Source organism: Corallococcus sp. CA047B (genome assembly GCF_003612065.1).
Taxonomy (GTDB): domain Bacteria; phylum Myxococcota; class Myxococcia; order Myxococcales; family Myxococcaceae; genus Corallococcus; species Corallococcus praedator.
In genome coordinates this window covers 1-9,661 of the sequence record NZ_RAWD01000340.1, presented here as the reverse complement: position 1 = coordinate 9,661, position 9,661 = coordinate 1, and the positions used below count along the sequence as shown (strand labels likewise).

Here is a 9,661-nt window from a genome sequence, read left to right as displayed (position 1 = left end):
GCCCCGTTGTCCCCGCCCTCCCACGTCACGTCCAGCACCGCGCGGCCCTTCATCGCCGCCCAGGTGTGGTCCGCCACCACCACCAGCCCGCCCAGCGGCTGGAAGAGGAACGGCTTCTGCGCCGTCGGCAGCTCCACCACCTTGCGCACGCCCGGCACCGCCAGCGTCTTCGTCGCGTCGTAGCGGGCCACCTTGCCGCCCGCCGCGGGCGGCCGCGCGATGACCGCCGTGAGCATCCCCGGCAGCTTCACGTCCGCGCCGAACTCCGCGCGACCCGTCACGATGTCCGGGCCGTCCACCAGCGGCAGCTCCTTGCCCAGGTGCTTGAGCTCACTGCGCGGCCGCAGCGTCACCGCGCTCTTCACCGGCACCTTCAGCTTCGCCGCGTCGGTCGCCAGCTCCCCGAACTTGAACACCTTCTGGCTGCCCTTGAGGAACACCGCGTGGTCGCGCGCGTCGCAGGCCTCGGGCGCCACCTTCCAGCGCTTCGCCGCCACCGCCACCAGCATCGTGCGCGCCGTCGCGCCCGCGTACCGAAGGTCGTCGAAGATCTTCCGCACGCTGCTGGAGCCGTCCGTGTTCTGGTCTCCGTACGCCTCGTCGCCGTCGCCCTGGACGATCTTCACGTGGGCCATGTCCGCGCCCATTTCGTCCGCGATGAGCACCGGCAGCGAGCTGCGCACGCCCTGCCCCATCTCCGAGCGGTGACACACGATGGTGACGAGTCCGTCCGGCGCCAGGTGCACGAAGACGTTCGCCCTCAGGCCCTCCGAGGACACCGGCGGATAGGACGTGGGCATGGGGGCGGCGTGTGCCCGGTTGGGCAGCACCACCTCCAGGCCCAGCCCCGCGGTCACGATTCCCAGTCCCTGGAGCACCGAACGGCGCGACAGCCGGACGCGGACTTCTTCCATGGTGGAGGCGCTCATTCCGTCGGCATCCCGGCCGCCTTCTTCACGGCGGTGCGAATGCGCGTGTACGTCCCGCAGCGGCACAGGTTGCCCGCCAGCGATTGATCAATCTCCGCGTCGGTGGGCTTCGGCTTCTTCGCCAGCAGCGCCGCCGCCGTCATGATCTGCCCCGCCTGACAGAAGCCACACTGCGGCACCGCCAGCTCCACCCACGCCTTCTGCAGCGGGTGCGAGCCATCCGGCGACAGGCCTTCAATGGTCATCACCTCGCGCCCGTCCGCCCGGCGCACCGGCGTCACGCACGAGCGCACCGCCGCCCCGTCGATGTGCACCACGCACGCGCCACAGAGCGCCTGCCCGCAGCCGTACTTCGTGCCCGTCAACGTCAGCACGTCGCGCAGCGCCCAGAGCAGCGGCATCTCCGGGTCCACATCGAGGACGTGCTCGGTTCCATTCACACGCAGGCGGATGCTCACGGTCGACTCTCCTCGCGCGGGCACTCCGCGCCGTCCTTTACCCACGCGGCCACCAGGGCCCCGAACTCCGCCTGCGTCCCCGGCGCCGGCACCCGGTCCGCGCCCGGCTTCCAACCCCAGCCCACCAGCTCGTCATGCGCGGAGTGCTCGATGATCTCCGCCAGGCTCTTGCCCCCGTTGCGCGCCGGGTCCTTCAACTGCTCGCACAGGGATTGGGGCGTCCGCCCCTGCCACGCCATCACCTTGGGCGCCAGGTGCCACTTGGGCGCACCCGGGACCCGCGCCAGCTCCGCGTTCCGGTCCTGGTGGCACGACGTGCACTCCAGGCCCGGCACGCCCTGGTCGCCAGGGCCTCGCGCCACCGGAGGGTCGTGCAGTTGGAAGGCATCCCCCTGCGTCGGGCTGTCCCCCGCCGGATGGCAGTTGACGCACCGGGGGTGCAGCATCACCCGGCTCGCCTCCAGGAACAGCGCCCGCGAGCGCTCCTTCTTGTCCCCAATGGAGGCGAACTCCGTGGGCGCGCGGAGCGCCTGGGACTCCACGGACGGCAGCTTCACCGCGCTGCCCTGCACCGCGCGGCCACCGCACCCCACACCGAATGCGAGCGCCAGCGTCACCCCGGCCGCACCCGCACCCAGGACGACTCCCAGTGCTTTCGAGCGAAGACTCATCGTGCCCCGTCCTCCCAATCCCTTCGGCCAGAGGTCGTTCCGGCGCCATACGCGTCGTCGCGAGACCGGAAGGGTCATGCTGCCCCTTCACGACCTCGGAGAGCCTGACAAAAAGCCGCAAGGGCCGTGAAGGAATTCTTCGCGATGGTCCGCATTCCCGGCGAGCAGGCGTCCTCTCCTTCACCTGGTGGCATGCGCCTGCGTGCCTTGCTGACAGGGGCCGTTCGCGGGATTGACGGATTGTCTTTCGGAGGCCGTGGTGGCTTCGCGCAAGTCCCCGGAATCGCGTGCGCGGAGGCCTGGAACGACAAGTGTATTGGGAGGAGCGCAAGGAGATTGCCCGCCATGCGCCAGAGCCCCGTGTCGTCCGTGTTCTCCATCACCCGCCTCTTCATCGAGCAGTGCGCCCGCTGGAGGCTGCGTGAGGAGGTCGTCGCGTTCATCCTCGAGTTCGGCACGCCCGCCCGCGCGTGCGGCGCCACCCATCTCACCGTGCACGAGCGCGACCTGCCCTGGGGCCTGCGCGATTCATCCCTGGCACGGCAGGCGCGCGGGTGGATCCTCATCCTCAATGACGAGGACCGGCTCCTCACCTGCTACCGACGTCGGGACGCCTCGCGCTTCCTGCGACAGAAGCCCAAGCGCCGTCCCGCTGGAATCAGCCGCGGCCATGAGGACATCCTGCGCGGGCTGCACTTCGCGCCGGCGTGAGGCGCCAACCTCAGTCGAGCCCCACCTTGCCCACCGCCCAGTAGGCCTTCACCTTCGGCGTGGCGCGCGCGCCGTCGGCCTTGAGCCGCGAGCGCAGGGCCTGGATGGACTGCGCCCGTCCCGTCATCACCAGCGTCGCGTCCGGCTTCGCGCGCAGCGCTTCGCGCAGCCGTTCGTGCACCGTCGTCAGATGCGCGTCGCCTGACTGCCGCTCTACCTCCTGGCCCTCGAAGCCCAATTCGCGCAGCGCGGGCGCGCAGTCCTCGCGGTTCGTCACCTCGAAGACAGGCGTCACGTCGCGCTTCGCTGCGGTCCGGAACGCGTGCGCCACCGCGAATGACGTTTCGTCACCGAAGAGCACCACCGGGGCGCGGCCCTCGTCCAACACCAGCGAGCGCCGGGGTCCGAAGAACTGGAGCGCGTCCCCGACGCGCACGTCGCGGCCCCACTTCGCGCCCGGGCTGTCGCCGTGCAGGTACACCAGGAAGGACGTGGCCCCGCGCGCTTCGTCCCATGACAGCGGCGTGTACGTGCGCATGCCCAGACCCGGCAGGTACACCTGCACCTTGTCGCCGGGGGACCAGCCCTGCCCTCGCAGTGCGGCGCCCTCGCAGTCCACCTGGCGGAAGGCGCGCGACACGTCGCGCACCTGCGTCACCCGGGAGTCGTGAAAGAGAAAGCGTCCCAGGACGCTTCCCAGCATTGCCTTCGCGGATGCCATCGGTGCCTCCCCTTCGTGGAGAGGTTCATACGCCTGCCGCCCCCCCGCTGGCCTGTGAAGTTGCGTGAAGTGTCACCGGAGAGGAAGGACAGGCAATCCAGAGGTAAAGAGGCGTCATGAGACCCACCTCCGCGCTGCTCAGCCTCGCCCTGCTTGCCGTTTCGGCCTGCACTCATGGAACGGCCGTCCAGGCGCCCCCAGCCCCCGTGGACCTCGCCGAGCGCAGCCGCGCGCTCGCCCGGCGCATCGTCATCGCCGATGGCCACATCGACGTGCCCTACCGCCTGCGTGAGGGGTTGGGGCCGGACGGGGCGCCCACCGAGGACATCTCCCTTCGCACCGCCAAGGGCGACTTCGACCACGCCCGCGCGGTGGAGGGCGGGTTCGACGTGGCCTTCATGTCCATCTACATCCCCGCCGAGTACCAGAAGAAGGGCGGGGCCCGGGAACTCGCGGACTCGCTCATCGACATGATGGAGAAGATCGCCCGCGCTTCGCCCGGGAAGTTCGCCATGGCCCCGACCTTCGAGGAGGCCGTGCGCAACTCCCAGGCGGGCAAGATCTCCTTCGCGCTGGGCATCGAGAATGGCGCCGCCATCGAGGACCGGCTGGAGAACATCGGTCACTTCCAACGGCGCGGCGTGCGCTACATCACCCTCACGCACTCCGAGGACAATCTGATCAGCGATGCCGCCGCCAGCCAGGGCAAGGGCACCTGGAACGGGCTCAGCCCCTTTGGCAGGCAGGTGGTGGCGGAGATGAACCGGGTGGGCATCATGGTGGATGTCGCGCACCTCTCGGATGACGCCATCCGGCAGGCCGTGGAGCTGAGCCAACTGCCTGTGATTGCCTCGCATTCATCGTGTCGCCACTTCACGCCCGGCTTCCCGCGCAACATCCCCGATGAGCTCATCCGCGCCCTGGCCGCCAAGGGGGGCGTGGTGATGATCAACTTTGGCTCCGGGTTCCTCACGCCGGCCGCCCAGGCCTATGGCAAGCAGCTCGGCGCGCAGCTCGAAGCGTTCGCGATCCAGCGGGGCCTGACGAAGGGCAGCCCCGAACTCCAGACCTTCATTGAAACCTACCAGCGCGAGCACCCGTTCCCCCTGGCCCGGGTGGAGGACGTGGCGGACCACATCGACCATGTGGTGAAGCTGGTGGGCATCGACCACGTGGGACTCGGCTCCGACTTCGATGGCGTGGGCCCTTCGCTTCCCATCGGGCTCAAGGATGTGTCGCAGTACCCCAACCTCTTCCGCGTCCTGCTCGAGCGCGGCTACAGCGAGGAGGACATCGAGAAGGTCGCCTCCGGCAATGTCTTCCGCGTGTGGCGACAGGTGGAGGCCCACGCCGCGAAGCAGCCGTGAACACCCCGTGGGGGGTTTGAAGCGCTCCCCTGGACGCCTCCTCGCGGGGTAGCAGCGGGACGGGGCCGCGCGTGGTGAGGCCGGTGGACGGCCGGGCCGCTCGCACGTGCCTCCCCGCTGGACGAGAAGGCACATCTTCCAGGACAGAACCCCCACGAAAGAGAGCGGACATGGGCCCCTGGAACACGCGGAGGCGCTGGCTTCGGGCCAGCGGCGCGAGCGTCATCACCCTCCTGGCGGCCGCTGGCTGCGCGATGGGTCCCGAGGACTTCGGGCCGCAGGTGACGTCGAGCGCCGTGACGGAGGGCAGCGCCATCACGCAGTTCCGGGACGTGCTCGCTCCCTACGGCACGTGGATGAACCTGCCGGAGGTCGGCTGGGTGTGGCACCCCGACGCCAAGGTCGTGGGCGCGGACTTCGCGCCCTACGCCACCGGGGGCCGCTGGGTGTCCAGTGATTGGGGTTGGACCTTCGAGTCCGACTGGAATTGGGGCTGGGCCCCCTTCCATTACGGCCGATGGCTCAACAAGCCCTCGGTGGGCTGGGTGTGGTGGCCCGACAGTGAATGGGCCCCGGCCTGGGTGGACTGGCGGTGGGACGAGAGCTCCATTGGCTGGCAGCCCCAACCGCCTCCGGGGCTGAGCATCGGGTTGGCCTGGAACTTCGTGAGCATGAGCGACTTCCTGCGCCCGGAGGTGGGGCGCTTCCGCGTACCGCCCGAGCGCGCACCCGCGTTGCTGCGTCAAACGCAGCCGGTGGGTGAACACGTCGTCTCCAGCCTCGGCGATTTCTGGAACCCGGGCCCTACCTCCGCCGAGGTCGCTCGCGTCACCCGACAGCCCATCCCGCTCGCGGAGCCCATGACGCCCCCCACGGGCCACCCGCCCCGCGCCGCATCGGGAACCGACTTCTAGACGGTGACGGCGATGAGCGTCCGCCCCTTGGCTCGCCCTTCACTCTCCAGGGCAGGTGGGGTGGCCTCCCGCGCCTCCCCACCCCAGCTTCCCGACACGCATCCGCCGGGAGGCACCCTCATGGCCGAAGCACAGCCGCCGCCGTTCGTCACCGACATCCAGGAGCTCCGCCGCCGCGCCCGCGAGCATCTGGAGGAAGGCGCCGTCACGGGGAACGACCCGGGCACCGTCGAGACGACGCTCAAGCTGCTCAACGACGCGCTCGCGACCGAGATTGTCTGTGTTCTGCGCTACACGAACCACTACATCTCCGCGGTGGGCATCCATAGCGAGGCGGTGAAGCAGGAGTTCGGCCGGCACGCGCGCGAGGAGCAGGACCATGCGCTCAGGCTCGCCGAGCGCATCAACACGCTGGGTGGCCGGCCGGACTTCAACCCCGAAGGGCTGCTGTCCCGCAGCGCCAGCCAGTACGTCGAGGGCCAGAACCTGGTGGACATGATCCGCGAGAACCTGATGGCGGAGCGCATCACCATCGAGACCTACCGCGACATGATCCGCTACTTCGCGGACCACGACCCCACCACCGGGCAGCTCCTGGAGGACATCCTCACCAAGGAGGAGGAGCACGCCAACGACATGCATGCCCTGCTGATGGCCCATCAGGGCAAACCCATGCTGGAGAATTGAGCCGCCCCGGCCCGGTGGGTCTCTCGGGCAGGCCCTGAATGGACCCGCCGGGCCGCGGCTCAGCAGTCGCTACATGAAGCCGAAGCCCTTCTTGACGAGCAGCCTCCGGGAGGAGCTCGCCTTCACGGTGGTGAGTTCGATGGTGTCCTCGCTCACGCCGGTGACGTCCTGCTTCAGCTGACCGACGAACTTGCCGTACTCCCCCGTCTGGGGATTCAGGACCAGGATGGAGACGATCTCGTCATAGCCATAGATGTCGAACTTGCACGACATCCCGCCCTTGCTTCCACATTTGAGCTTGATCTGGATCGCGGCGTTCGTGGCGAAGCTGTCCAGGATGCCCCGGGCCGCCAGACAACTGTAGATCTTGATGGTGATGGCCTTGTCAGTCAGCCCGTCCGCGAACAACCGCGCGGCCAGCTCGTGCGGCTGGAGGATCTCCGGGGTGCCACCTTCCGTGGTGGCCCGGTCGACCATGCGGTTCGGCGTCACGTCGCCGTGGCCAATGATGTAGAGCGTGTCGCCGGGTTCCAGGTCGTCGAGCGGCTTGTCCGGACCGTGCCGCACCCGCACCAGCTCCTTGGTCCAACCCCGCGCCTCCTCTGCTTTCACCCACCTGTCGATGAGATCTTCGATGCAGTCGCTCTTGAAGGGATTGTAGAGAAACACTCTGGGCATGGGCGTCATTGCACCATGCGGTCCCCTTCGAAGTCGAATTAGAGTCCCAGCCTGGAGGTAGACGACCCATGCGTCACGTCGCGCCACGGGTATTCATCTACATGTTGGCTTTCGCCACCGCCGCGTGTGCAACGGGCGTCCCCTCCCGGGGCGCGACGGGGGTCTACGCGGCGCGGCCACCGCCTATCGTGCAGAAGCTGGACGGACGCGCGGGCGGCTCGGCTTCCGGGCCCCCCTGGTCCTGGATGGATCGGGAACAGCTGCGGCCCGACACCGGGGCGCAGAGCGAGGAGGAGCTGCTTGACTGGCTCATCGTGGGAGACCCCGCCCAGCGTGCCGAGGCGCAGGTGCGGCTGCTTCCCCTGGGCGCGTCGCTGCTGCCCAGGCTCGAGGCTCTGGCCACCCGTGCCCGCGATGACGAGGCACGGTCGGGACTGCTCGAGTTCATCCAGATCCTGACGAGGCGCAGGATCCACCCCGACCTGCTCGGCGACCATCCGGAGCTGAGCGCGCTGAGCGCGAAGGCCGTGGCCCGAGGCCAGGGACTCGTGGCTTTCTGGGAGACGGAGCCCGCCGCACACGAGCTCGTCGAGGAACTCCCGGTGATGCTCTGCGGCGTCGGACCGCACCCCGACTCGAAGCTGCTCATCCAGGGACGGAAGCTCCAGGAGCTGAGAGACAAGCTGGGAACGCTCGGCGGATTGGCGCTCCCCGGCCTCGAGCGGTTGCTGGCCTCGCCCTCCGCCACCGTCCGCCTCCAGGGAATCGTGCTCGCTGCGGCGCTGGGGCTTCGCCCGAGCCCGGCGGCGCTCGAGCGGCTCCGGCGCGATCCCGGAGAGGTTGAACTGGAAGCGCGCTACGCGGACTCGATGTTCACCTCAGGCGCGAACCTGGGATCGCATCGGTCAAAGGTTTCCGTCTCCAAGCGCGCATTCCTGGTGGCACAGAGACTCAATGGATCCTGGCGGGAAGTCCATGAGAACGACGCCGCCGTGCTCCGCATCGAGGATGGAATCATCGAGTGGTTTGGCGCCGTGCGGGCAGCGGCGGCGAATGACGAGATGAGGACCTTCGATATGCAGTCGGGGGACCTCACCAACAGTCTTCGGTTCGCTGGCGGATGGGGCGCCACGGACGCGCAGCAGTACTGGAACCGTGTCAGGCCCGCATGGCGCTTGTTCTGGATGACGGTGGGTCCCAGGCCGGATGACTACAGGCGGGACGAATGGTTCGCGCTCCTCAACAGCCGGGACGGCTTCCAGGTCCGCCAGGAGCCTCGTTCCGGGGATGAGACTGTCTTTCGCATCGCGGCCCCCACCGGAGTGGAGGCAGAGCTCGTCACCTTTCCCCGCGGCGCCAACGACCCGGTCGTGGTCCAGAGGGGAGTCCTTCCCTTCACGCTCTCATCCAAGGAGCTGGTGCACAACCTCGGCATCCGATTGCGGTCGGGAGGGGACTGGGTGGATTCCGGACCGATCTTCGCTCCGCCCCATGGGGGCCGGATGACGGTCTGGCTGCAACCGGAGTTGTTCCTGCGCTACCTGAAGGAGCATCCGGCGAAGCCCTGAGCCGCTCACCCGCGCGCCGGATCCCACCCGTAGAAGCGCATGAGCTCCTCGTAGAGGTCCGGCGTCTGCTCCTTCATCTGACGTGGCTTCTCGAAGAAGGACTCGGTGGCCACGGCGAAGAACTCGGCCTCGTTGAGCCCGCCATAGTCGTCCAGCACCGCTCGCTCCGGACGACGGCCCTCGCGCAGCTTGAGGTAGTGCTCGCCCATCACCGAGGCCCAGGCCGCGTAGTGCGAGTAGCGGCGCAGTTGAGGGGTTCCGTCGAAGCTTCCGTCCTCCCGGTCCAGGACATGGGCGAACTCATGCGTGGCCGTGGAGTGGCCGTCACTCGGGTCGCGCAGTCCCGCCAGCACAGACTGCCACGACAGGATGACGCTGCCCCAGTTCTTCGCCTCGCCCAGCACCACGCCGGTGCGGTCCGGAAGCCGGAAGGCGTCTGGGTAGACGATGATCTCCCTCAAGCGATCGTAATAGGCGAGGTCCAGGTGGAGCACCAGGCGCACGGCGGTGGCGGACACCACGACCCGGACCTCGTCGGTGATCGTGAAGCCCCCTGCCCCGATGAACTCCTTCTCCCAGATGAAGAGCTTGAGCAGGTCCAGGAATCGCTGGCGCAGCTCGGGCGCGAGCACCTGGGCGAAGGGGACGTGACGCTCCAGGGGGCCGGACCACTCGGGAGGAAAGGGCCGACGCAGCCAGCGGCGTCGGCGGAGGGTGCGGAAGAGGCCGGAATGGGGAAGCGTCATGAGGAGCGCGAGTCTACCCGCGCGGTATGCCGTGAGCACCGCGGGGCGCGGATCGTCGCCCTTGGATTTAACTCGGCTTAATTCAAGGGCAGGCGGCTGCCGCGTGAATCCCGGTTGAAAGTTCCATCCAGGAGGCCACGCCATGATCCGCATCTTCCACCGCACCACGCCGCCCCCCGTCCCTCCCCGCCAGGAGCCCACGCTGTCTCTT

Annotated in this window: 11 protein-coding genes; 5 read left to right on the top strand and 6 right to left on the bottom strand. The window is 68.6% G+C overall.

Annotation, left to right across the window (positions count from 1 at the left end; genetic code table 11):
• The 3 genes from D7X74_RS34760 to D7X74_RS34750 all read right to left on the bottom strand — a co-directional run.
• Window positions 1–914: molybdopterin cofactor-binding domain-containing protein (locus tag D7X74_RS34760; protein ID WP_147446786.1), on the bottom strand; the 914-nt coding region annotated here is incomplete at its 3' end.
• Between the two features lie 11 nt (window positions 915–925).
• A complete protein-coding gene (locus D7X74_RS34755) occupies window positions 926–1,387 on the bottom strand; it encodes a (2Fe-2S)-binding protein (RefSeq protein ID WP_120537295.1) in 462 nt (153 codons plus the stop codon).
• Entirely contained in the window at window positions 1,384–2,058 is a 675-nt protein-coding gene (locus tag D7X74_RS34750) for an Isoquinoline 1-oxidoreductase subunit (protein ID WP_120537294.1), read from the bottom strand. The genes D7X74_RS34755 and D7X74_RS34750 overlap by 4 nt, the downstream gene beginning before the upstream one ends.
• A 345-nt stretch (window positions 2,059–2,403) precedes the next feature.
• On the opposite strand from D7X74_RS34750, the gene D7X74_RS34745 reads away from it, so the two are divergent.
• Window positions 2,404–2,769 carry a hypothetical protein gene (locus tag D7X74_RS34745; RefSeq protein WP_120537293.1) on the top strand — a complete coding sequence of 122 codons (366 nt, stop codon included), beginning with the start codon at window positions 2,404–2,406 and terminating at the stop codon, window positions 2,767–2,769.
• Between the two features lie 10 nt (window positions 2,770–2,779).
• On the opposite strand, the gene D7X74_RS34740 is transcribed toward D7X74_RS34745, so the two are convergent.
• The gene (locus D7X74_RS34740) at window positions 2,780–3,490 is read right to left on the bottom strand and encodes a siderophore-interacting protein (RefSeq protein ID WP_120537292.1); all 711 of its coding nucleotides are present in this window, start codon (window positions 3,488–3,490) and stop codon (window positions 2,780–2,782) included.
• Window positions 3,491–3,606: 116 nt separating this feature from the next.
• Here D7X74_RS34740 and D7X74_RS34735 point away from each other — a divergent pair, with 116 nt between their 5' ends.
• From D7X74_RS34735 to D7X74_RS34725, 3 genes are all read left to right on the top strand, one after another.
• A complete protein-coding gene (locus D7X74_RS34735; RefSeq protein ID WP_120537291.1) occupies window positions 3,607–4,857 on the top strand; it encodes a dipeptidase in 1,251 nt (416 codons plus the stop codon).
• Window positions 4,858–5,027: 170 nt separating this feature from the next.
• Complete coding sequence (locus D7X74_RS34730) at window positions 5,028–5,771, top strand: DUF6600 domain-containing protein (protein ID WP_120537290.1); 744 nt, start codon at window positions 5,028–5,030, stop codon at window positions 5,769–5,771.
• Between the two features lie 120 nt (window positions 5,772–5,891).
• Complete coding sequence (locus D7X74_RS34725; protein ID WP_120537289.1) at window positions 5,892–6,458, top strand: bacterioferritin; 567 nt, start codon at window positions 5,892–5,894, stop codon at window positions 6,456–6,458.
• A 69-nt stretch (window positions 6,459–6,527) separates the two neighbouring features.
• Here the strand turns inward: D7X74_RS34725 and D7X74_RS34720 are convergent, their stop codons facing one another.
• Entirely contained in the window at window positions 6,528–7,136 is a 609-nt protein-coding gene (locus D7X74_RS34720) for a hypothetical protein (RefSeq protein WP_147444398.1), read from the bottom strand.
• Between the two features lie 68 nt (window positions 7,137–7,204).
• On the opposite strand from D7X74_RS34720, the gene D7X74_RS34715 reads away from it, so the two are divergent.
• Window positions 7,205–8,704: a hypothetical protein gene (locus D7X74_RS34715; RefSeq protein ID WP_120537287.1), complete on the top strand. Its 1,500-nt coding sequence runs from the start codon at window positions 7,205–7,207 to the stop codon at window positions 8,702–8,704.
• A gap of 5 nt (window positions 8,705–8,709) precedes the next feature.
• On the opposite strand, the gene D7X74_RS34710 is transcribed toward D7X74_RS34715, so the two are convergent.
• The gene (locus tag D7X74_RS34710; protein ID WP_120537286.1) at window positions 8,710–9,450 is read right to left on the bottom strand and encodes a M90 family metallopeptidase; all 741 of its coding nucleotides are present in this window, start codon (window positions 9,448–9,450) and stop codon (window positions 8,710–8,712) included.
• Between the last annotated feature and the right edge of the window lie 211 nt (window positions 9,451–9,661).